This is a genomic window from Aquaspirillum sp. (genome assembly GCF_055136605.1).
The window spans coordinates 1-22,451 of record NZ_JBSQVP010000001.1; the positions used below are offsets into that span (position 1 = coordinate 1).

Annotated in this window: 25 protein-coding genes and 5 tRNA genes; 7 read left to right on the forward strand and 23 right to left on the reverse strand. The window is 48.7% G+C overall.

The window, feature by feature from the left end; genetic code table 11:
* Nucleotides 1-162: 162 nt before the first annotated feature.
* On the reverse strand, nt 163-2,385 hold the full coding sequence (rnr, locus tag ACTBZS_RS00005) for a ribonuclease R (protein WP_463042937.1): 2,223 nt from the start codon (nt 2,383-2,385) through the stop codon (nt 163-165).
* A gap of 84 nt (nt 2,386-2,469) precedes the next feature.
* Here rnr and ACTBZS_RS00010 point away from each other — a divergent pair.
* Nucleotides 2,470-2,556, forward strand: a tRNA-Leu gene (locus ACTBZS_RS00010).
* A gap of 28 nt (nt 2,557-2,584) precedes the next feature.
* A tRNA-Leu gene (locus ACTBZS_RS00015) sits at nt 2,585-2,671 on the forward strand.
* Between the two features lie 101 nt (nt 2,672-2,772).
* On the opposite strand, the gene adk is transcribed toward ACTBZS_RS00015, so the two are convergent.
* The 6 genes from adk to ACTBZS_RS00045 are packed head-to-tail and all read right to left on the reverse strand — an operon-like array spanning nt 2,773 to nt 6,481.
* Nucleotides 2,773-3,429, reverse strand: coding sequence for an adenylate kinase (gene adk, locus ACTBZS_RS00020; protein WP_022654789.1), 657 nt, complete (start codon nt 3,427-3,429; stop codon nt 2,773-2,775).
* A 31-nt stretch (nt 3,430-3,460) separates the two neighbouring features.
* Nucleotides 3,461-4,243 carry a 3-deoxy-manno-octulosonate cytidylyltransferase gene (kdsB, locus tag ACTBZS_RS00025; protein WP_463042938.1) on the reverse strand — a complete coding sequence of 261 codons (783 nt, stop codon included), beginning with the start codon at nt 4,241-4,243 and terminating at the stop codon, nt 3,461-3,463.
* 3 nt (nt 4,244-4,246) lie between these two features.
* The gene (locus ACTBZS_RS00030; RefSeq protein ID WP_022654791.1) at nt 4,247-4,435 is read right to left on the reverse strand and encodes a Trm112 family protein; all 189 of its coding nucleotides are present in this window, start codon (nt 4,433-4,435) and stop codon (nt 4,247-4,249) included.
* Nucleotides 4,428-5,453, reverse strand: coding sequence for a tetraacyldisaccharide 4'-kinase (gene lpxK / locus ACTBZS_RS00035; RefSeq protein WP_022654792.1), 1,026 nt, complete (start codon nt 5,451-5,453; stop codon nt 4,428-4,430). Before lpxK ends, ACTBZS_RS00030 begins: the two co-directional genes overlap by 8 nt.
* Nucleotides 5,454-5,879: an ExbD/TolR family protein gene (locus ACTBZS_RS00040; protein ID WP_022654793.1), complete on the reverse strand. Its 426-nt coding sequence runs from the start codon at nt 5,877-5,879 to the stop codon at nt 5,454-5,456. It abuts the gene before it with no gap.
* Entirely contained in the window at nt 5,876-6,481 is a 606-nt protein-coding gene (locus ACTBZS_RS00045) for a MotA/TolQ/ExbB proton channel family protein (RefSeq protein WP_460430958.1), read from the reverse strand. Before ACTBZS_RS00045 ends, ACTBZS_RS00040 begins: the two co-directional genes overlap by 4 nt.
* A gap of 448 nt (nt 6,482-6,929) precedes the next feature.
* Here ACTBZS_RS00045 and ACTBZS_RS00050 point away from each other — a divergent pair, with 448 nt between their 5' ends.
* Nucleotides 6,930-7,388, forward strand: coding sequence for a DUF4442 domain-containing protein (locus ACTBZS_RS00050; RefSeq protein WP_460430957.1), 459 nt, complete (start codon nt 6,930-6,932; stop codon nt 7,386-7,388).
* A gap of 37 nt (nt 7,389-7,425) precedes the next feature.
* Here the strand turns inward: ACTBZS_RS00050 and ACTBZS_RS00055 are convergent.
* The 4 genes from ACTBZS_RS00055 to ACTBZS_RS00070 all read right to left on the reverse strand — a co-directional run bounded on the left by ACTBZS_RS00055 (nt 7,426) and on the right by ACTBZS_RS00070 (nt 8,995).
* Nucleotides 7,426-7,501, reverse strand: a tRNA-Glu gene (locus ACTBZS_RS00055).
* A 3-nt stretch (nt 7,502-7,504) separates the two neighbouring features.
* Nucleotides 7,505-7,581, reverse strand: a tRNA-Arg gene (locus tag ACTBZS_RS00060).
* Nucleotides 7,582-7,602: 21 nt separating this feature from the next.
* Nucleotides 7,603-7,696: transfer RNA gene (locus tag ACTBZS_RS00065), tRNA-Ser, on the reverse strand.
* A gap of 69 nt (nt 7,697-7,765) precedes the next feature.
* Nucleotides 7,766-8,995 (reverse strand): aspartate kinase, encoded by a 1,230-nt coding sequence (locus ACTBZS_RS00070; RefSeq protein ID WP_463042939.1) that lies wholly within the window; start codon nt 8,993-8,995, stop codon nt 7,766-7,768.
* 149 nt (nt 8,996-9,144) lie between these two features.
* On the opposite strand from ACTBZS_RS00070, the gene ACTBZS_RS00075 reads away from it, so the two are divergent.
* Nucleotides 9,145-9,705, forward strand: coding sequence for a gamma carbonic anhydrase family protein (locus ACTBZS_RS00075; RefSeq protein ID WP_460430955.1), 561 nt, complete (start codon nt 9,145-9,147; stop codon nt 9,703-9,705).
* Between the two features lie 80 nt (nt 9,706-9,785).
* On the opposite strand, the gene rpsI is transcribed toward ACTBZS_RS00075, so the two are convergent.
* The 3 genes from rpsI to ACTBZS_RS00090 all read right to left on the reverse strand — a co-directional run bounded on the left by rpsI (nt 9,786) and on the right by ACTBZS_RS00090 (nt 12,316).
* Complete coding sequence (gene rpsI, locus ACTBZS_RS00080; protein ID WP_460430954.1) at nt 9,786-10,178, reverse strand: 30S ribosomal protein S9; 393 nt, start codon at nt 10,176-10,178, stop codon at nt 9,786-9,788.
* A gap of 18 nt (nt 10,179-10,196) precedes the next feature.
* Nucleotides 10,197-10,625: a 50S ribosomal protein L13 gene (gene rplM / locus ACTBZS_RS00085; RefSeq protein WP_022654623.1), complete on the reverse strand. Its 429-nt coding sequence runs from the start codon at nt 10,623-10,625 to the stop codon at nt 10,197-10,199.
* A gap of 479 nt (nt 10,626-11,104) precedes the next feature.
* On the reverse strand, nt 11,105-12,316 hold the full coding sequence (locus ACTBZS_RS00090; protein WP_463042940.1) for an MFS transporter: 1,212 nt from the start codon (nt 12,314-12,316) through the stop codon (nt 11,105-11,107).
* A 280-nt stretch (nt 12,317-12,596) separates the two neighbouring features.
* Between ACTBZS_RS00090 and ACTBZS_RS00095 the strand changes: the two genes are divergently transcribed.
* From ACTBZS_RS00095 to ACTBZS_RS00105, 3 genes are all read left to right on the forward strand, one after another.
* Nucleotides 12,597-13,574 carry an ABC transporter substrate-binding protein gene (locus tag ACTBZS_RS00095; protein ID WP_460430953.1) on the forward strand — a complete coding sequence of 326 codons (978 nt, stop codon included), beginning with the start codon at nt 12,597-12,599 and terminating at the stop codon, nt 13,572-13,574.
* 89 nt (nt 13,575-13,663) lie between these two features.
* Nucleotides 13,664-14,560 carry an ABC transporter permease gene (locus ACTBZS_RS00100; protein ID WP_022654626.1) on the forward strand — a complete coding sequence of 299 codons (897 nt, stop codon included), beginning with the start codon at nt 13,664-13,666 and terminating at the stop codon, nt 14,558-14,560.
* A gap of 2 nt (nt 14,561-14,562) precedes the next feature.
* A complete protein-coding gene (locus ACTBZS_RS00105) occupies nt 14,563-15,357 on the forward strand; it encodes an ABC transporter ATP-binding protein (protein WP_460430952.1) in 795 nt (264 codons plus the stop codon).
* Here the strand turns inward: ACTBZS_RS00105 and ACTBZS_RS00110 are convergent.
* From ACTBZS_RS00110 to ACTBZS_RS00150, 9 genes are all read right to left on the reverse strand, one after another.
* Entirely contained in the window at nt 15,354-15,791 is a 438-nt protein-coding gene (locus ACTBZS_RS00110; RefSeq protein WP_022654628.1) for a DUF2721 domain-containing protein, read from the reverse strand. The two genes, ACTBZS_RS00105 and ACTBZS_RS00110, sit on opposite strands and share 4 nt — an antisense overlap.
* Before the next feature lie 68 nt (nt 15,792-15,859).
* Nucleotides 15,860-17,494, reverse strand: coding sequence for a methyl-accepting chemotaxis protein (locus ACTBZS_RS00115; protein WP_460430951.1), 1,635 nt, complete (start codon nt 17,492-17,494; stop codon nt 15,860-15,862).
* Between the two features lie 208 nt (nt 17,495-17,702).
* Entirely contained in the window at nt 17,703-18,350 is a 648-nt protein-coding gene (locus ACTBZS_RS00120; protein WP_460430950.1) for a L,D-transpeptidase family protein, read from the reverse strand.
* Entirely contained in the window at nt 18,341-18,847 is a 507-nt protein-coding gene (locus tag ACTBZS_RS00125) for a L,D-transpeptidase family protein (protein WP_463042941.1), read from the reverse strand. The genes ACTBZS_RS00120 and ACTBZS_RS00125 overlap by 10 nt, the downstream gene beginning before the upstream one ends.
* A complete protein-coding gene (gene tadA, locus ACTBZS_RS00130) occupies nt 18,847-19,563 on the reverse strand; it encodes a tRNA adenosine(34) deaminase TadA (RefSeq protein ID WP_463042942.1) in 717 nt (238 codons plus the stop codon). The genes ACTBZS_RS00125 and tadA overlap by 1 nt, the downstream gene beginning before the upstream one ends.
* A gap of 3 nt (nt 19,564-19,566) precedes the next feature.
* Nucleotides 19,567-19,842, reverse strand: coding sequence for a hypothetical protein (locus ACTBZS_RS00135; protein ID WP_460430947.1), 276 nt, complete (start codon nt 19,840-19,842; stop codon nt 19,567-19,569).
* A complete protein-coding gene (locus tag ACTBZS_RS00140; RefSeq protein WP_460430946.1) occupies nt 19,839-20,228 on the reverse strand; it encodes a phage holin family protein in 390 nt (129 codons plus the stop codon). The genes ACTBZS_RS00135 and ACTBZS_RS00140 overlap by 4 nt, the downstream gene beginning before the upstream one ends.
* 6 nt (nt 20,229-20,234) lie before the next feature.
* Entirely contained in the window at nt 20,235-20,549 is a 315-nt protein-coding gene (locus ACTBZS_RS00145; RefSeq protein WP_022652705.1) for an ElaB/YgaM/YqjD family protein, read from the reverse strand.
* Nucleotides 20,550-20,767: 218 nt separating this feature from the next.
* Entirely contained in the window at nt 20,768-22,450 is a 1,683-nt protein-coding gene (locus ACTBZS_RS00150) for an AIPR family protein (RefSeq protein ID WP_463042943.1), read from the reverse strand.
* Nucleotide 22,451: the final 1 nt, after the last annotated feature.

Sequence of the window (22,451 nt, forward strand, 5' to 3'; positions counted from 1 at the left end):
CTTACACCTATCGGTTGTATTCTGTTAAAGATCAATCAAACAACTAAACGCTGTTTGCTGCTGCTGTGTTGCAGCGAGGAAGCGAACTATACCCACTCCCTCTTTCATCGTCAAGCGAACGTGACGAAAAAAACCTAAAAAAAAGACAATCCTCTGTTTTTATTATGATCTTTTTCTTCTGTTTTTATTAGCCTGAGGACGAGGCACTTGTTTTTTTACGAGGGTAAAGTCTATTTTCAGTTGGTCCAGATCGACACGAGCCACTTTCACCTGCAAGGTATCGCCCAAACGATAGGTTAAGCCGCTACCTTCACCGACGATTGCATGGCGTTCCGCATCGTGATGAAAATAATCTTCCCCGAGCTCAGAAATATGAACCAATCCTTCGGTGTAGATCTCGTCAAGAAGGATAAACAACCCAAAAGACGTCACGGCTGTCACCTTACCGCTGAAAGCTTCACCTAAGTGTTGCTGCATATAGTGACATTTGAGCCACGTTTCGACTTCTCGACTTGCTTCATCAGCACGACGCTCGGTCATAGAACACTGAACGCCCATCTCTTGCCACTTTTTCAATGGCCGGTATTTTGTTTCATTTAAAATGGCCTTAATCGTACGATGCACCAATAAATCCGGATAACGACGAATCGGCGAAGTAAAGTGGGTATATGCCTCATAGGCCAAACCGAAATGGCCTTTTTGTTCTGGGGTATAGACAGCTTGCTGCATCGAACGCAACATGACTGTTTGTAATACTGCGGCATCTGGACGATTTTTCACTTGTTCGGCCAACTGAGCATAATCAGCGGTGGTAGGCTCATCGCCTCCTTCAAGCGACAGGCCAGACAGTTTCAAGAATGCGCGAAGATTTTTTAATTTTTCTGGTGTAGGCCCTTCGTGCACTCGGAACAGACATTTACGTTTGGCCTGCAAAATAAATTCTGCCGCACACACATTTGCTGCCAACATACATTCTTCAATCAGACGATGGGCTTCGTTACGCTGTACAGGTACAATTTTGTCGATTTTACCCTGCTCGTTAAATACAATTTGTGTTTCAACAGTATCAAAGTCGATCGCACCACGCTTTTGACGATTTGCAGCAAGCAGACGATAAACTTCAAATAGATGTTGCAAATGAGGTAACAGCGTTGGAGGTGCTTCAGCAGCCCCCTCGGTCAACCAATGCCACACTTGGTTGTATGTTAATCGTGCCTGTGATTTCATCACTGCAGGATAAAACCGATAGTGCTTCACTTTGCCTTTAGCACTTAGCTGCATATCACACACCATACACAGCCGTTCCACTTGCGGATTCAAAGAACAAATTCCGTTAGACAAAGCTTCAGGCAACATCGGAATCACTCGGCGAGGGAAATACACCGAGTTACCCCGACTAAAACTGTCTTGATCGAGGGCATCATTAGGCAACACATAGTGACTGACATCCGCAATTGCCACAATCAGACGCCATCCCTTACCTTGCCGCTCGGCAAAAACAGCATCATCAAAATCACGCGCGGTTTCGCCGTCAATCGTGACCAAAGGCAAATGTCGTAAATCTTCGCGTTCTTTTAGATCTTTTTTACGCACCTTACTTGGTGTGCTTTGTGCCTGTTCTAACGCAGCAGCTGAGAATTGATAGGGCAGAACATGTTTGCGTAGTGCAATCTCTATTTCAATGCCAGAATCACCCACATTTCCTAAAATTTCACAGACACGCCCCATGGGTTGCACATGAGGTGCCGGTTGAACCAGCAATTCAGCCACAACAACTTGCCCAACTTGGGCCAATAAGTCCGGATTCGGTTCAATCAACACATCTTGATGGATACGTTTATCTTCGGGAATCAAAATCAGCACACCGCGTTCGCTGTGCAAACGCCCAACTAAGGTTTGATGTGCCCGCTCCAGCACTTCAATAATATGGCCTTCGGTACGTCCACGCCGATCAGTACCCGCCTTTTGTACCAAGACACGATCGCCATGTAAGACTTTTTTCATCTCACGTTCAGATAAAAACCAATCTTTACCCCCTTCATCCGGTGTAAAAAAGCCAAAGCCATCGCGATGGCCGATGACCCTACCAGCGACGGCTTCTATTTTTTCTGCCACACAGACAAAACCACGGCGGTTAATCAATACTTGCCCCTCACGCGCCATAGCACGCAAGCGGCGAGTGAAAAAGACCCATTCATCCTCTGTGATCGAAAGCAAGTTACCTAACTCTTGCGTCGATAACGGCACACCACGTTCAGCTAAAACTTGTAAGACAAACTCTCGACTTGGTAAAGGAGAGGGATATTTTTGTTTTTCACGTACTAAAAACGGATCTTGTTCACGCAAACTACCTGTAGAAGATAGCAAATTATGTTTTTTTACCATTGACAGCCCCATAAAAATCCTTATAATTCGGCGTCTGTTTGTTATATCAGATTCACCGATATGGCAAACATAACAGAAAACAGCGCCCAGGTGGCGGAATTGGTAGACGCACTAGGTTCAGGTCCTAGCGCCCGCAAGGGTGTGGAAGTTCGAGTCTTCTCTTGGGCACCACGCTGTTTCTGTACCAAAGTATGGTGTCGCCCAGGTGGCGGAATTGGTAGACGCACTAGGTTCAGGTCCTAGCGCCCGCAAGGGTGTGGAAGTTCGAGTCTTCTCTTGGGCACCATCAGCAAAATAACCACCGGAAGGTGGTTTTTTTACGCCTATCATTTTTGCCTTAGCGTAAAGCCCGCCATGTGACGGGCTCTGCACAGCATCATTCGCAAATTAAGCGTCTAACGCGCGGAAAATCGCATCACGAATGCCATCAACCGAACCTACACCAGGCACTTTGATGTATTTTGGTGCCGACGCATCACCGCTGCTGGCTAATTGCGAATAGAAGCCAACCAGCACCTCGGTTTGTTCGTGATACACCGCCAACCGTTTTAACACAGTCGCTTCATTGTCATCTTCACGTTGAATCAGGTCTTCACCGGTTTCGTCATCTTTACCTTCCACTTTCGGAGGATTGAATTTGACATGATAGGTACGACCTGATGCCACATGCACACGGCGACCAGACATACGCTCGACAATCTCGCTATCCGGCACATCAATTTCAACCACGAAATCAATGTCAACGCCAGCAGCACGCATCGCTTCTGCTTGAGGAATGGTGCGAGGGAAACCATCAAACAGGAAACCATTTGCGCAATCTGCGGCAGTGATACGTTCTTTCACCAAACCAATAATGATGTCATCACGCACCAAACCACCGGCATCCATAATGGCCTTGGCTTCCAAGCCCAAAGGGGTGCCAGCTTTCACTGCCGCGCGTAACATATCGCCGGTGGAAATTTGGGGAATGCCATATTTCTCACAAATGGCTTTTGCTTGCGTTCCCTTACCAGCACCTGGGGCGCCCAAAAGAATCAGTTTCATGCATTTGCTCCTGATGGTTTCTCTCTGTTGATTATTGAGTGTGTTGTGTTGCAAAAAAAGCTCGAACTCGAGCTAAATCTTCTGGTGTATCAACACCAGCGGGAGGTGGCAAGGTGATAGTTTTCACTGCAATGGCAAAACCATGTGCCAACACCCGTAATTGTTCTAATGCTTCCCACTGCTCTAATGGCGAGGGAGATAGCGCCTGATACTGTCGCAGAAAACCAGCGCGATAAGCGTAAATACCGATATGTCGCAGCGCAGGGTGGGCCTTCGGCAACGCCGTAATAGGCTGGTGCATAAAACCATCACGAGCCCATGGTATCGGCGCACGACTGAAGTAAAGTGCCTGTCCTTGTTCAGAACACACCACCTTCACCACATTAGGATTGAAAAACTCTTCCGCGTGAAGGATGGGATGCGCTAATGTTGCCATGACACAATTTGGTTGTGCCGCTAAACAGGTAGCAAGCTCATCAATCAGCGCTGGCGGCAATAGTGGCTCATCCCCCTGTACATTGATGATAATTTCATCGTCGGCCAGATGTAATTGTTCAACCACCTCGGCCAACCGATCCGTACCAGAAGGATGATGGCTGGCAGTCAAACGAACTGGTACTTGATGTGCTTCGCAAGTCGCAACGATATCAGGATGATCCGTTGCCACCCATACCGCAGCGGCAGCAGACTGCTGAGCTTGTTGTGCCACTCGTACCACCATTGGCAAGCCGGCAATATCAGCTAGAGGCTTATTGGGTAAGCGTGTCGAAGCGAGACGGGCAGGAATGACCACAAGAAAGCGGGGAAGTGTCATCGCTTAAGCCTGAGATACATTTTCATCGTCAGCCAAAGGCCGAGCATCACTTTCTAACATCACTGGGATACCGTCACGAATGGGAAAAGCCAAACGATCTGCTTTACAAATCAACTCTTGTGAGTTTTTTTGAAACAGCAAAGGTCCTTTGCATAGTGGGCAAACAAGAATTTCAAGCAATTTGCTATCCATGGTGATGTAAGGCTTTCAGTTGCTCGGTTAGCCAAGAAGCGAGGTCTGGAGAAAGCACCGCGCTGATCGGTAAAACCCATAGTTTATCATCAGCATTGGCTGATTCAGAATGTTGCTGTAGTTTGACTGCGTCTTTTTCTGTCATCAAAACACATTCTGCAACAGGTAAATCCTTCATTTTCAAAGGATGATGATCGGGGAAAGGATATTCACGACAATGCAATCCCATCTGGCCTAATGTGTTGAAAAAGCGTTGAGGATCGGCGATTCCGGCAATTGCTGCACAATCTTTGCCGATAAAATCCGCCACAACACGCTGATGAGCGGCATTTGTTAAAGCATAAAAAGGTTCGGGTTGTAACGTCATGGCAAATAGAGGGGCGGGGGTCTGTATAGCAGCCACCGGTTCACCATTAACCACCACGGCATCCACTGTTTGTAATCGCCAGCGTCCTTCACGCAATGGCCCACATGGCAATAACCAACCATTTCCCAATTGTCGCCGACCATCGATGACCAGTAACTCAAGATCACGCTGCAAACGATAATGTTGCAAACCATCATCCGATAACAGAACATCGACTTCAGGATGTGCGGCTAACAACGCCTGTCCCGTTGCCACCCGATCCCTTCCCACCCACACCGGACAACCTGTCCGCGCCAATAAGACAGGTTCATCTCCACATAGGTTCGGATCTGAATCTATCTTTACCGGCGTCGGTACCGTTGCATGGCCGCCATAACCACGACTGATGACCGCAGGCTGCCACCCTTGTTGCCGGAGAGCCGTCAGTAAATGATAGGTTAAGGGCGTTTTACCTGCACCACCAACCGTAACATTGCCAACGACCACCACAGGGACCGTCAGCCGGTAAGACGGCAACCAACGCAAACGATAGGCAAGGCGACGTCCAGCACTCATCAACGCAAACAACGCGCTAAGCGGCGCAAACACACTCGCCCAACCTGGCTGTTCGGCATACCAACGTTTCACTAGCCAATTGGCAACAGACGCCATTTAAGAATTCACCGGTGCCTGTGTGGCAAACGTAATTCGGACTAACCCTGCTTCCCGTGCCGCTTCCATGACTTGAATGACCGATTGGTGCGTTGCTAATGCGTCAGCATTGATCACTAACACAGGATTGGTCTTTCCTTGTGCTGCAGTTTTCAATGCCGCTACCAACGCTTCCCGTTGCCCTTCTGCCACTGCCTGTGGACCAATCTGATAGCTGCCCTGTGCAGTTACTGCAATATGGAGGATAGGATCAGGCGATACAGCACTGGCTGGTGCGCCCCCCTCGGGTAAGTTGATTTTTACTTCAGCAAAGCGCGCATAAGTGGTCGAGACCACCAAAAAGATCAACACCACCAGTAATAAATCGATCAGCGGAATAAAGTTAATTTCCGGTTCATCACGCTGCCGACCACGGTTAAAATTCATGAACGATCTCCGTGTAACACTTCAACCAGTTTAATCGCTTGTTGTTCCATATCGATCAACAGGCCATCCACGCGCGCGCGGAAATAGCGATAGAACATCATGCTGGGAATTGCCACCATGAGGCCAAAAGCAGTGTTGTATAACGCAACCGAGATACCGTGAGCCAGCTGTTGTGGATTTCCACCACCGGGGGTTTGTGCAGCAAAAATCTCAATCATCCCAATCACTGTCCCCAATAACCCCAACAAAGGTGCCATCGCAGCAATCGTACCAAGGGTGGTCAAGAAACGCTCCAACTCGTGCCCAACAGCACGACCAGTCTCTTCAATGGCTTCTTTGGTAATGTCTCGTGAATGTTGATGATTACGCAATCCTGCTGCAAATACCCGCCCTAAGGGTGACTCACTTTGCAAACGCCCCAAAAACTCGGCGCTCGCCCCTGCTCGACGAAATTCTTGCACTGTCTTTGCCAACAAACCCTCAGGCAAAATGTTCGAGGTACGCAAACTCACCAAACGTTCGATGATAATGGCAAGCGCCACGACTGAAGCAATAATGAGCGTCCAAATTGGCCAGCCCGCTGCGTTGACTATCGACCACACAAGCCTTCTCCAAGCAATGTTAAACCTTAAACTCTATCCGCAGCAGCTAGGAAAAGACAAGTGCTGTTTGCTAAGCTTTTTTTTCGAATATTTTAAAACCAGCTCAGAATAGAGTAACCCTTTGCTGTTTAAGGACTTTTTCAGACCATCCACAATACCTGTGGATAACTTTGTGGACAACTCAAAAAACGACCGCTGAAAACCGCGACAGATAAGGAAAAACGTTAGATTGCCTACTTTATAGGCAATTTTATTTTTCTTTATAAATCAAATAGTTAAATTTAACCATTTCGCAAGTTTTCTCCCTATTACAGACGGTTATCCACAGACAAAGTGCCTGTGGATGACTTGACAAGAACAAAGTTTTTAATCTCGCAAAAACAAAGCTTAAGTTGACCCAACAAACAATTTACGTTAAACACTGCTTTTTTCAAACAAGTGTTTGGTTATGAAAATATCCGCTCGTCTATTGCGCCATATCATGAATCTGTGGCCACCCTTTTTAGGTGCAGGTATCCGTGTTACGCATCTCGCTAACGATTTCAAAACAGCCGAGGTGGTGTTACGCCTTGGCTTTACCAATCGTAACTATGTTGGTGTGCATTTTGGCGGTAGCTTATATGCGATGACCGACCCGTTTTATATGCTTTTGCTGATGCACAATTTAGGTCGAGACTATATCGTTTGGGATCAAGCAGGCAGCATAGAATATCTAAAACCCGGCACAGGCAGAGTCACCGCTTATTTTTCGTTAGATGATGATTGTTTGAATGACATTCGACAGGCAACAGCGGATGGAGAAAAACATTTGCCAGAGCTGACTGTTGAAGTCAAAAACGAGGGGGGTGAAACGGTCGCACGGGTGAAAAAGACATTATATGTGCGGAAGAAAAAAAGACAGGCATGAAAAAAACCGCTCTTTCGAGCGGTTTTTCTTGGAAACTTGGCGTCCCCACGGGGATTCGAACCCCGGTTATCGCCGTGAAAGGGCGGTGTCCTAGGCCTCTAGACGATGGGGACAGCTGGCGCATCCGGAGCGATTCGAACGCCCGACCCTCTGGTTCGTAGCCAGATACTCTATCCAACTGAGCTACGGATGCGCTGTCAATACAACAGTACTCTGGCGGAGAAAGAGGGATTCGAACCCTCGATACAGGTTTAAGCCCGTATGCTTCCTTAGCAGGGAAGTGCCTTCGACCACTCGGCCATTTCTCCGTTTCGAGAGAGGCGAACTATACGCACATTCGCCTCTCACGTCAACCACTCAAGCACAGAATTTTCGAATTAATTTTGTGCCTGATCTAAACCGAAAGCTTTATGCAGCACACGCACTGCCAGCTCAAGGTATTTTTCATCAATCAAAACAGAGACTTTGATTTCAGAAGTCGAGATCATTTGAATATTGATCCCTTCTTCAGCCAACGTGCGGAACATGGTAGAAGCCACGCCAGTATGCGAACGCATACCCACGCCAACGATAGAGATCTTTGCCACTTTATCATCAGCATCGATCTTGCCAGCGCCGATATGAGTCTGAACTTCTTGCAAGATACCCTGTGCACGCTGATATTCACCACGTGGTACAGTGAACGAGAAGTCGGTGGTGCCGTTATCGCCGACATTTTGGATAATCATGTCAACTTCGATGTTGGCATCGGCAACAGGGCCTAAAATTTGATAGGCGATCCCTGGCTTATCAGGCACGCCTTTGACGTTAATCCGCGCTTCATTGCGATCAAAAGCAATCCCTGATACTACCGCTTGTTCCATCTTATCGTCTTCCTCAAACGTAATCAGCGTGCCATCGCCTTCTTCTTCAAAGCTGGATAACACACGCAATTTGACTTTGTACTTACCGGCAAACTCAACCGAGCGAATCTGCAATACTTTTGAACCAAGGCTAGCCATTTCCAGCATTTCTTCAAAAGTAATACGGTCGAGTTTACGTGCCTCAGGCACCACACGAGGATCGGTGGTATAAACGCCATCGACATCGGTATAGATTTGGCACTCATCTGCCTTCAACGCAGCGGCAATCGCTACGGCTGAGGTATCTGAACCACCACGGCCCAAAGTCGTAATCGAACCACCTTCGTCAATACCTTGGAAGCCCGCCACCACAACCACACGGCCAGCATCCAGATCTGCACGCATTTTGACATCGTCAATCGATTGAATGCGGGCTTTGGTAAAGCTGCTGTCGGTGATCATAGGCATTTGCCAACCGGTATAACTGACAGCCGGCACACCAATATCTTTGAGTGCCATCGACAGCAAACCAATGGTAACTTGCTCACCAGTGGAGGCAATCACATCCAATTCACGAGGATCGGGATGAGCTTGAATTTCACGGGCCAAAGCAATCAGACGGTTGGTTTCACCACTCATAGCCGAAACAACGACTACAACTTGATGTCCCTGCGCCTTCCACTTCGCCACGCGACGGGCGACATTCTTAATCCGCTCCGGAGTCCCAACCGAAGTGCCGCCGTATTTTTGCACGATGAGAGCCATATTGCGCGTCTCTATTCCTGAGTAAAGAAGGGTTAAAATTTGGAGCTGGCATTCTAGCTGCTAAGCCGCAGAAATGATAGCGGCTTGACCATCAGCAAAAAATTGCGTACACCACAGCCTTTGTTTTTTCCAGTCATAGGAACATTTTCATGATTCGCAAGAATCCTAGCGGCCATCTCCCCCAGATTGATGCAACAGCCTTTGTCGATCCCACCGCCATTATCTGTGGCAAAGTGATTATTTGTGAGAATGTCTTTGTGGGCCCGTATGCCGTTATCCGAGCAGATGAAATTAACGCTGACGGCGATATGGAGCCCATTATTATCGGGGCAAATTCGAATATCCAAGATGGCGTGGTGATTCATTCAAAAAGTGGCGCTGCCGTGACCATTGGGCAACATACCTCGATTGCCCACCGTTCTATTGTGCACGGCCCATGCCAAGTCGGTGATCGGGTATTTATTGGTTTTAACAGTGTGCTGTTTAATTGTGTGGTCGAGGAAGGCTGCGTCGTTCGCCATAATGCGGTGGTCGATGGTTGTACCCTACCAGCAGGGTTTTATGTACCGTCAACAACCCGTATCGGCCCCAAGACCGATTTGGATACGATTCCGCGCGTCAGTGTTGAAGCGTCTGAGTTTTCTGAAGATGTGGCACGCACCAATGTTGATTTGGTGAAAGGCTATAAGAAACTGGCGAACGAGTTCTAAACTATTCAGACTTTGCCTCTGAATTGAGAAGACAAAAAAATACCCCGCGTTGTGCGGGGTATTTTTTGCCGTTGTCCAAATTAACGCTTGGAGAACTGTTTGCGGCGACGTGCTTTGTGCAGACCGACTTTTTTACGTTCGACTTCACGAGCATCGCGAGTGACCAAGCCTGCTTCAGACAGAGTGGGTTTCAGTTCTGCCGAGAAGTCGATCAAGGCACGGGTGATGCCATGACGCACAGCGCCTGCCTGACCTGTTTCGCCACCACCAGTCACATTGACCATGATGTCGAACGTTTCGAGATGATCAACCAAAGCCAAAGGCTGACGAATCACCATGCGGCCGGTTTCACGGGCGAAGTATTCATCAACCGGTTTGCCGTTGACGACGATGTTACCAGTGCCTTTCATCATGAAAACGCGAGCAACCGCGCTCTTACGACGACCGGTACCGTAGTAGTATTTACCGTTCATTCTTTATGCCTCGGAGAATCAGAAATCCAGCACTTTGGGCTGTTGCGCGCTGTGTGGATGCTCACCGCCTGCATAGACTTTGAGCTTTTTAATCATGGCATAACCCAGCGGGCCTTTTGGCAGCATGCCTTTAACGGCTTTTTCCAGCACGCGTTCAGGGAACTGGTTTTGCAGTTCGGTGAAGTTGCGCTCGCGGATACCGCCAGGGTAACCGGTGTGGCGATAGTATTTCTTATCTAACGCTTTGTTACCGGTGACGCGCAGTTTGTCGGCGTTTACAACGATGATGAAATCACCAGTGTCAACGTGTGGGGTGTACTCCGGCTTATGCTTGCCGCGCAAACGACGAGCGACTTCAGCAGCGAGACGACCGAGAACTTTATCGGTTGCATCAACTACGAACCACTCATGCTTGACTTCGTGCGGCTTGGCAGAAAAGGTTTTCATGGAACTCTTCCACTCGAAATCTTGAAAGCCGTCGATTCTATTACAGCGCCCTAAAGGGTGTCAAACCGCGATCAGGCAGCAAGCTGCTGATTTCTTCGGGTTTTTCTCAAGATCAGGGATAAAAAAAAATGTTGTGAATTCTGGGGCCATCTAAAAGCGACAATGCAAGCGCTGTATTTTTCGCAATGCAACAAATTATTGCTATTCCTTGCACAATTGTTACCAGTCAAATAAAAACTTGAACCCAAAGTGCATTTAACCAAAATTACACAAAAAAATAGCAAAAAAAAGCGCAGTCAAAGCATGACTGCGCTGAATTCCACCTTTTTAAAGGAGGATGGAGGAGACAACACCACAACGCACACCTTGCGTGAAACGTCCTGATGCGGTTTGATTATGGAAACTCTGCGCCGTTTTTGCAAGCACTTTTTGTGCACTGCACTATAAAAATTTATTTTGTGGGGAATAAGGGTAAAGGTTTATGCCAATTTTTTGGCAGGAGAAAACCAAAACCACCACAAAGCAAAAACTTGTAAAACCGATAAAGAAAGAAACGTCCAACGATAAGCCACCGCCTCACCATCACCAAAACTCTGCCACGTATCAATCAAAGCCCCGAGTCCCCACTGCAAGCAAAATGCCCCTAAGAAGGCAAACACATTGATCGCGGTGTTGGCACGTCCAGACACCGTCACAGGAAAACCGGCAGCCACCAGTGAATATTGGATATTGGATAGACTGAAACAGGCGCCTAACACCACCCACCCCAAATCAGCCAATGGCCCACTGACCCAAGTGATTGCCAACATTGCCACCACGGCACACACCATCGCCCACCGGTATAAGTCCATCAAACGGATACCGCGTTGTGCCAGACGGCTAGCAAAAAATCCCATAAACAGAAAACCAGCCAACATCGCCAAACCAATCATGGTCAAGCGTTGTGCGGCTTCGGCAGCAGCCATTCCCTCTTGCACCATCATCCAGCGTGTGGCCCAAACACCTTGCACTGCCATAAAACCACCGGTGATAGCAAAAGCCATCGGTGCAAAACGCCAAAAATGGGCACTGGCTAAAATCGCTTGTAAGCCTCGCCATTGTTCAAGCAAGCCACCGCCCTGCACGCCAGTGGGCTTTTCTGGCACAAATAGCAATAGTGCAAGGCTGGAACACACGGTAATCACCGCTAGCGCGTAAAACACTTCGCGCCATGTCCATGTGGTTAACAACCACTCCAGCGGCTGTGCCGCCGCCAATGCACCTAGACCACCAGCGGCCATAATCCAACCGGTGAGCGAGGCTTGTTGTTGTGGCGGAAACCACAACACAAAACACTTAAACGACGCCATCAAACACGCCGACACCCCCAAACCAATCAATGCCCGCCCAATGGCGAGTTCAGTTAAACTGCTTGCTGCAGCAAAAATGACTGCGCCCAATGCAGCAATCAGCAATAACCCTGCCTCGACCCGACGGGGACCAAAGCGATCCAATGCCAAGCCCAACGGCAGTTGTGCAGCACCGAAGGCTAAAAAGTAGGTACTGGTTAACAGACCTAAATCGGCATCGGCTAAACCCAGCTCATGAGAAAGCAAAGGCCCAGCCACACCATTGACGGTGCGGTAGAGGTAAGACAGAAAATAGCCAAAGGCAAAGGGAAGAAATAAACGCCATGGAGAAATCGCTGGCATAGACATGAACCTTTCAACGCATATTGATGCAGAAAAACCGCAATTATGACCAAAGTATTGCAGAGATGAAATTTAGCAATTTATCTGTAAATCATGGCAATTATCAACAATAAAATTTTGAAAAAACCCATTACAATCACAACAAAAAACCAATAAAAACAAAATTAAAAGCAGAAAAAACCAACGAAAAAAGATTTTTTTTTGCAATGCTGCAATAAGATTACGCCGTTGGCGCCAACAATGCGCTTTTACCCCTCAACCTTACTGAAGACGCTTACTTATGAACACTGTGTCTCGTCGCCTCGTTTTGAATACCTTAGCAGCGGGTGTGTTGGCTGCTATGACATCTTTTGCCCAAGCCCAAGACATGAAACTGGTGTCAGTCACCGCGATTGTCGATCATCCGGCCCTCGACTCCGCCCGTAAAGGGATCGAAGACGAACTGAAAGCGCTGGGTTTTGAAGCGGGTAAAACCATGAAGTATCAATACCAAAGCGCACAGGGCAACCCTGCCACCGCTGGTCAAATTGCCAAGAAATTTGTGGGTGATAAGTCTGATGTGATTGTTGCGATTGCCACCCCGAGCGCCCAAGCAGCGGCAGCCTCAACCAAAACCATTCCTGTCGTGTTTACCGCAGTCACAGATCCTGTTGCGGCTAAATTGGCAAAAGATTGGAAACCCTCTGGCACCAATATCACTGGGGTGTCCGACAAATTGACGCTGGCTTCGCAAGTTGATTTGATCTTGAAGGTAAAACCCAACGCCAAAAATGTCGGGATGGTGTATAGCCCCGGTGAAGTGAATTCGGTCAGCGTGGCAAAAGAACTGAAGGCCGAATTACAAAAACGTGGCTTGCAACTGGTTGAAGCGGCTGCCCCACGTACTGTCGATGTGGCACCAGCAGCAAAAAGCCTGATTGGTAAGGTCGATGTGATCTACACCTCGACAGATAACAACGTCGTGTCCACCTACGAATCGTTAGTGCGTGTCGCTTCCGATGCCAAAATTCCATTGGTTGCGGCGGATACCGATTCGGTTAAACGTGGCGCCAGCGCAGCCTTGGGGATGAACTACTACGATATGGGTCGCCAAACCGGTCGTATTGTGGCCCGTATTCTGAAAGGCGAAGCCCCGGGTAGTATTGCGCCACAACTCGGTGATAAAGTCTCGTTAACGGTTAATCCAGAAGCAGCGAAAAAGCAGGGCAACCCTCTGCCAGACGCGTTGCTGAAGGAAGCCAAAGAAGTGATTAAATAACTTCTTTCTCGTGGGCAGTGTAAGCCGCTGCCCTGTTCGACGTCACCGCGCCCAATCCGGCGCGGTATTTGTTTTTTTAAGAGGTGTTCATGTCATTCATTTCCCTCATGGGCGCTTTGGAAATCGGGCTCATCTTTGCGCTTGTCGCCTTGGGTGTGTTGATTTCCTTTCGTATCCTGAATTTTCCTGATCTGACCGCTGATGGCAGCTTCCCCCTCGGAGGCGCGGTGGCGGCAACCCTTATCAGCGGCGGTCATGATCCTTGGCTGTCTTGCGCGATTGCGGCAGTTGCCGGTGCGATGTCTGGCTGGGTCACAGCGTGGCTTAATGTGCGTCTAAATATCTTGCAGCTGCTGGCCAGTATTTTGGTGATGATTGCCCTTTATTCCATCAATTTGCGAATTATGGGTGCGCCGAACGTGCCCCTGTTAGGTGAGGCGACCGTATTCACGCCATTTATTGGCGAAGGCGGTGATAGCGCCTATTGGATTCAACCGATGGTATTAGTGGCAGTGGTGATTGCGGTGAAACTTGGGCTGGATGCATTCTTTGCATCGCAATCCGGTTTGGCGCTGCGTGCCACCGGCGCCAACCCACGGATGGCACGCGCACAAGGGATTTCCACCAACCGTTACACCTTGGCAGGGATGGCACTGTCCAATGCCCTCATTGCTCTCGGGGGTGCGCTTTATGTGCAAACCCAAGGTGGGGCGGATATCTCGATGGGTGTGGGTACAATTGTGATTGGTTTGGCGGCCGTGATTATTGGTGAAACTTTAATTCCAAGCCGAAATTTATGGATCATTACGCTCGCCACGGTCTTAGGTGCCATTCTGTATCGTCTGTTTATCGCCTTAGCGTTAACTGCCGATTTTATTGGCCTACAAGCCCAAGACTTGAATTTGATTACCGCCGTCTTGGTCGGCTTTGCATTGGTGTTACCGATGTTAAAAGCTAAACTAAGACGTGCCAGCGGAGCGAAATAATCATGATGCACGCACAAGGTTTGACCAAGACCTTCAACCCCGGCACACCGATTGAAAACCGTGCTTTGCGGGGTTTAGATTTGCATATTGAAACCGGTCAATTTGTCACAGTGATTGGCAGTAATGGCGCGGGTAAATCCACTTTTTTGAATGCAATCAGTGGTGATTTGTTAGTCGATAGTGGTTCAATTCATATCGATTCACAAGACGTCACTAGACTGAATGCATGGCAACGCGCTGGTTTGGTGGCACGGGTGTTCCAAGACCCGATGGCAGGCACTTGTGAAGGCCTGACGATAGAAGAAAACCTCGCGCTGGCGTGGCAGCGAGGCGAAAAACGCGGCTTCGGTCGTGCGGTTCGTCCTGAATTGCGCGATATGTTCCGTGAAAAGCTGGCGCGCCTTAAGCTGGGTTTAGAAAACCGTCTCAGTGACCGCATGGGTTTGTTATCTGGTGGCCAACGACAAGCGGTGAGTTTGCTGATGGCATCGTTAAAGCCGTCGCGCATTTTATTGTTGGATGAACACACAGCGGCACTCGATCCCAAAACCGCCGGCTTTGTGTTGGAACTCACCGACCAAATCGTCGCCGAGCAAAAACTCACCGCTTTGATGGTGACCCACTCGATGCGCCAAGCCTTAGACCACGGCGAGCGCACGATTATGTTGCATCAAGGTCGTGTAGTCTTGGATGTGGCTGGCAGTGAGCGCGCCAATATGGATGTGCCCGATTTGCTTGCCATGTTCGAGCGCACGCGTGGTGAAGCCGTCAGTGATGACGCCTTATTACTCGGCTAATCACGTTTTATGCGACGGGCCAAACGCGGCCCGTCGTCGAGTTTTTCCAACTCTTGCTCCATCCCCGACAACAAAATATTCAGCGCATCGCCTGATAAAAACATCTCGTACACCGAAATTAACAACGATAGCAGCATCAAAAGCAGACTCAAACCAAAGGCGTATACCGCATAGCTATCGTGGCGGTAGTACACCAACATCATGCTCACCACACAAAGACACATGCTGGCAGTACCAACAATTTGCATGTTTCGCACCAATAAGACACGGCGCCGTAGATTACTGATTTGTCGCAGTAAAGTTTCATCAGGGTGTTGCTGATATTCGCCATACAAATGGCGAATGACACTGGAAAGACCGAGAAAACGGTTGGTATACGCCAATAAAATCAGCGAAATGGCGGGAAACAGCAGGGCAGGGGTGGTGAGATTCATTACGGAATACCGCTCGCAACATCGAAAAACCCACAGCCTGCCACAGCCCTTAGCCGTTGCCTAGCGCCTTAATCGAGACGGAAGTTTTCCACTTCCTGTCGTAGTGCAACCGCCATCTGATCCAATTCTCGTACCGATTGCAAAGCACTGTTGGCTACCGTTTGGTTGGTATCGCTGGCGCTGGCCACTTGTTCAACATCAAGCGCAATGCGGTTCACTGCTTGGCTTTGCTCTGACAAGGCACCGTTAATATCGGTTGCACTGCGGTGAGTTTCTTCCGCAGTACGGCAGGCCTCATCCAAAATCGAGCTGACATTACCTGCTGCCCCTTCGCTTTCAGCAAGGCCCTCACAACCATGGGCAATCTGTTGGTGCATGGATTGGGACAACCCTTGTAGGCGATGGGTAATTTGATCAATCTCGCTGGCAGAATGTGCCGACTTTTCAGCCAGCTTACGCACTTCATCCGCCACCACCGCAAAACCCCGTCCGGCTTCGCCTGCTCGCGCTGCCTCAATCGCTGCATTCAACGCCAATAAATTGGTTTGGTCGGCAATATCACGCACCTGCCGCGTCATATCCGAGATCGCCCCCATGCTATCAATCACCTGTGTTGCGGTGCCGGCAATTTCCTCGTTCAGCATCTTGCGCGCTTCTAATAAGCGTTGTTGCAACACCTGCGAAGTTTGCATCCCATCTAAAGTATGTTGATGGCTGACTGCGGCCGTATCGCGTAAGTGTTCAGCTAACGAGGCAGTTTCTTCGATGCTGGCGGTAATTTGTTCCAACGACGCCGAAGAAGAAGCAATCGCCCCCGATTGCTGCATAGTTGCACTGGAAAGAGATTCTGCCCCGCGCGCCAATTTACCCGACTGTTCTGCTAAGTTTTGGCTATAGCGGCGAATGCTCAACATAATGTTTTGGGTATCTGCCAATAGAGCATTAAACGCTTGGCTAACTCGGGCAATTTCATCTTTGCCTTCAACAGGTAGGCGACCTGTGAGATCTTTATTGGCACGGGCGGCATCAAGCTGTTTTGCCAAATTGGACAGTGGTAATGCCACACCACGGCTAATCCAAATTGCACACAACATAATCACCGCTCCCACGGCGATAATTTGCAGCAGATGCACCCACAATGACGACCAGAAAGCGCGCTCAACATCATCCAGATAAATACCGGTTGAAACACCCCATCCCCACGGTGCAAAACCTTGGCCATACGCCACTTTTGGCACAGGCTCTTCACTGCCAGGTTGTGGCCATAAATAGTGAACAAAACCGGGTTTATTGGCCTGAATCAAATCTCGCATTTCGACCATAAATAAACGGCCGGTGGCTGGGTCTTTTAAACCAGATAAATCTTGTCCATTCATCTCTGGTTTTATTGGATGCATCAGCATCTTTAACTGCATATCAAAAATAAAAAGATACTCTTTTCCGTCATAACGCATTGCGGAAATGGCATTTTTAGCGGCATTTTGTGCCGCTGGCAGCGACATCCGACCGGCTTTCACCTCAGCCTCGTAGTAACTTAATATGCCAATACTGGTTTCAACGATATTGCGAACTTTGTTTTGCCGTTCGTTCAACAAGGTCTCGCGCTCGGTCATCATCCCCAAGCCAGAGATGATCAACATGCCAACCAGCGCAAGCAAAAGCAATAGCAACAACTTTGCTTTGACAGAAAGTTGCGACAACATGGTGTGCCTCCTAGAGCCGATGTGTTGAGCTTACTATGGTAAAAACTCAACCATCTATTTTTATATTGAGGCAAACAGATTAGCAGCTTTATTACGCTATAACAAAAGGCAAAATGAAAAAAACTTGATGTGTATAGTGCGTTATTTATACGGTTCTCAATCGGCAATTTAACAATTAAAAGATAAAAATCACTTTTTATTAAATTTGTTAAAAATCAGGATCGATTAAAACATCGCTTCCCAATGGTGCTAAAGAGAAAAGATCGATCACATCCGCACTAGAGAGACGAATACACCCTAAAGATGTTGGTGTACCCCATTTGACATGGCTACCTGCGCCATGGATATAGATAAAGCGACGGTAACTATCGACGACTGTTCCGTCGGCAAGTTGGCCTTGGTTTAACCCCGGTTCTTGTCCACATAACCACAGAATACGGGTCAAGATCCAATCTTTTTCTGGATATTCTGCGTGCAGTTGCGGCGTATACCGCCAAGGGGTGATGGCTTGGCGAAATAAAATGGTGTCCAGTGGTGCGCCATCGCCGACTTTATCGCACACCCGATGCCAACCACGAGGCGTTTGATAAGACCCCTCTCGCTCACCCAAACCGCGTTTAGCTGTCGAGGCCAAATAACGCCGTTGCTGACGCCCGTACTCGTCATACAACACCACGGTTTGGCTTTTCACACCGACCTTCATCCACGGCACACCCGGCTGTTTTGGATTAGGAAACAGCGGAGACAGCGCAAGCTGTTGTTGTTGCAACAGATAATTGTGCACCGTATTACTGCTGGCTTGGCCGAGGGGACAGACCAGCACAGCCACCAACAGCGAGGCAGCCGTTAACCGCATAACACATCACCCTCAACAATCTGCACCGGCGTAAAACAGGGCACTTGTTCAAATAGGGCAATCACATCATCGTTGTGCATCCGGATACAGCCGTGAGATTGCGGCGTCGATAAGCTCACCGCATCCGGTGTGCCATGAATATAGATGTAGCGCGCCATGGTATCGACTTCACCAAGACGATTTTTCCCGACTTCACGACCACATAACCACAGAATGCGTGACAAAATCCAATCGCGCTCCGGTTGTGCCGCAAAGAGTGCATCATCGCACACTTCACCTGTCCAACGCCGTCCCACTAACACCGCTGCCCGAGGCAGATGGGCGCCAATTTTGGCACGGATATAATGCTGTCCACGGGGTGTTTGATAACTGCCGCGTTGTTCCCCTGCGCCCTTTTTTGCTGTTGAAATCGGGTAGCAGGCAATCAGTGTATCGGTGCATTGATCGGATACAAACAATTGTTGTTGCTGAAGATGGATGGTAATCGCAAGCGACATCACGACCGCCGTTGGGCAAAGAATTGTTGAAGTAACTCGCGGCAAGGTGTGGCAAGGAGACCACCGCTAACAGCGGTTTGATGATTCAATGCTGACATAGCAAAAACATCACACACACTGCCTGCCGCGCCAGCGCGCTCATCATACGCCCCAAACACCACACGCTGTAAGCGCGCATGCAAAATCGCGCCAGCACACATCACACAGGGTTCCAAGGTCACATAGAGCGTGCAATCTTGTAGGCGATAATTGGCAAGTTTTTCTGCTGCACGGCGCAACGCAACAATTTCAGCATGGGCAGTGGGATCATGATGTTGACGTGGTAGATTGTGCCCCACTGCGATCAAGGTATCGCCTTGCATCACCACTGCCCCCACTGGCACCTCACCGACAGCTTGTGCCAATTGTGCCTGTGCCAACGCCAACTGCATCGCTTGTTCAGCCACTGGCAGCTCATCAGGCATTAACGGGGGAAAGCCCTGTTGTACCGCTTGCCAAGCCTGCTGTTTTTCCTCGTCAGTCAGTTGTGACCAATGACAGCCCCGTTCAATCGCCATCAGTCCCCACAGCAAACGCCGGTTGACCGGAAAACGTCGCCGTTGCAAGGCCTGAAATACAGCGTGGGCAGTCAATTGTTGCAATTGGTCAGGTGAGGTAATTCCAAGTTGAGCCAACCATTGCCGCGCTTTAGGCGGAATAAACGAAAAATCTGACATCCGCTATCGTTGCCAGCCACGCCAAATACGCCATGCCACGCCCAGTTTCACCGCCCAACCCAATGCGCGCCCCACCCGTCCCGATGGCAGGAGGGTCAATACCGCAGGCAACCACTTCGTCAGTTGCCCACCTTGACTCAACCAGCGCCAGCCAAATTTCAACACCTCGTTTGGCCGTGAAATCTGTTGTAGCTCCCACTGAGCACGGGTACGCAAGGCTTCACCTTTAATTAGAAGCAACTCTTTTTGTAGCTGACGTTGTTGGATATGCCGTCTCATTTTTGTTTCCCAGAGAGGACATCCCAATCACGGCGCAGTTCACGCAGCGAGTCATGGAATGGCGGGGGGGAGTGGCGTAAATGGGCAGAAAGACGCTGCAATACCCACAGCGAGGATAACAGCAGACAGACAGCAACAGCAGCCAATAGCCAACCGCGCCATTCGGGTGGTAACACAGCAAATAGCGTCAGTAATACCGCTACGCCCGCAAGTAAGAAACACACCAATGCCACACCGCCTAATAACATGGCATGAACCAATTGCTCTTTGTGTTCTTGCGCTTCTAAGCTGAATAATTCAGCGCGGGTGAAGAGTAGCTGAGCGAGGGTATCAAGAAAACCGCGCACCCCTCGACGGGGTGACGCGGAAGAAGAAGGATCTGTCATGCCAGCTTAACGGCGGGAAACCAACATACCCAACAAGAAACCGACCGCAGCGCCAATCCCCAACGCTTTCCAAGGATGTTCGTGTACATATTGATCGGTCGCACGGGCGGTCGCTTTGGCACGCGCCAAGGCCACTTCTTCAGCGGCAATCAAACGGTCTTTGGCAACAGACAAGTTAGCCGCCAATTTCTGTTTCAAGGCCTTCGCTTGTTCGTTGCCTTCGCCAGCGGTGGCTTGCAAAATGGTTTCAGTTTGTTGAATCACATCTTTGACTTCTGCCAACAGGTTCTGTTTTTCTGGGCTGAGGCTATTATCGGACATAGTGGTTCTCCTTATTTATTGCACGTTGACATATCAGGGAATCCTAACCTTCCTTGCACCATGCGTCAAACACTGCATCGACGTCTGACATCATCAAGGAAAAACGGAAGTGCGTTTGCCATCAGTCAGGCAATCATTAACAGATATCGGGGAGAGAGATAAATTGACAAGACCCAACCGACAATTTCCACATTCAATTAAATTGGAATAATGCGCGATTAAACAGCAATAGGTGCCGGTAGATATTCCAGTAGATCACCACGCCGGAAAGTTGCAGAAAGTTGTTGTAGTGATACGTCTCTCTTTCCATAACAAGCCGTCAGTGCCTCTGCCACATCTTTTACCGCATTTGCATGATATTGCGCGTGTTGGTCTTCAAATTTTTTAAGAATTTGATGGAAATTGCGATGAGACACCTCTGTGAGCGAGATAGACATATCCGCCAGCAATCTGCGGCCAATCAGCATAGAAATATAGTGTGAGGCATAAGGCATATAATCGGGTGGGGTCAAAGAAGTTGGCCGTTTTCTTTCGTTCTCAACCGCCCGAAATATCAGCACGGCCAGCAGTGCTTGAGCCGCATTTAATACCTTAAAAATGTCGTCATATAGCTTGCCAAAGTGTTCTTTACGGCGAAATTTTGCTTGGTGCGGCCGTTCGCGCCAAATTGCTAATACCGATTCGGCCACAATCGAACTGGTCACAACATTCGAGCCGCCGCCCCCTTCTTCACGCTGACGTTTGTAGGTATAGCCCAAATCGGTTATTCCGATTTCAAGTTGTTTTTGAATCTCATCATTAGAACGCAAATCACGCAGATCCACCGGATTCTGACTATTGGTGGCATAGGTAATATCTTGGATGAAATCTTTATCTGTTTCTGCCAGTTGATAGATACGCACCATGACATACGCTGATTCACCGACAAGACCAGATATTCCGCCGTGATTGAGTGTTTCCTGAATCGTTTTGCAGGTCTGTCCGCCGTTGATTACCTGCATATTTTTAAGCTGTACTTTGTAATCTGATTTTTGAAAGGCGTTGTAATCGAACTTATCACAAACCACAGTAATACCATTGTTATAAAAATAAAATTTGTCCGAGCGAAGTGGATCACATAAGGTGTTATGAATCGCGGTGTTAACACGATTGGTGTGCAAACCCAGGTAGCGGCGGATATTTCGTTCTAACAGCCTGTCGCCATGTTCGTTAAACAGCCGATGAATCTCTTGCACCGCCACACGGCCAACGAGGACACGCATATAGTTCATGTCTTCGACAATGGCTTGACCACTCAAGGTCAATGTCGTATCAACCTTTTTACTTCTTTGTAGAATATTGACGATTGAGTCGTGATTAAAGTGAATGAAATCCACTTTATCACCGTAATCTTTTTTTGCTTCATCTATCCAATGATTAGCCTGTGCTGCCCATTGCACACCGTTATTGCACAAAATAACACGCACATTAGGGATGCACGCATCACGGATGAGAGAGCGAATTTCCTCAATTTTCGGCGCTATTTTTTCATTTAGAGTCACTTTTCGGTATGGGTCAAACAGTACAGATACAGTATCCACTGCCTTTTGGACGCCCGTTTCTGGAAAATTTGCCTCGCCGCTCAGGTCTTTTACTTTGTACTTTCCCTGAAATATCGTCACCAAAAATTCGCCATCTTCGACTTCACCAATATGAAGCCCATCCACACCTGCATCATTACCCCCTTCGGTCATCAATTCAGCTGCCTCATCTAAAGGCATTTCAAGACACGTTGAGATGCACAGTAAAACAAACGCTGCTGATTTTTTCTTGTTAAGGTCATGACCTTCTGGCAACCACTCGGGATGATCCTCAACAATACCGGTTATCCGCTGGTCAACGATACTGGCGTTGATATTCATT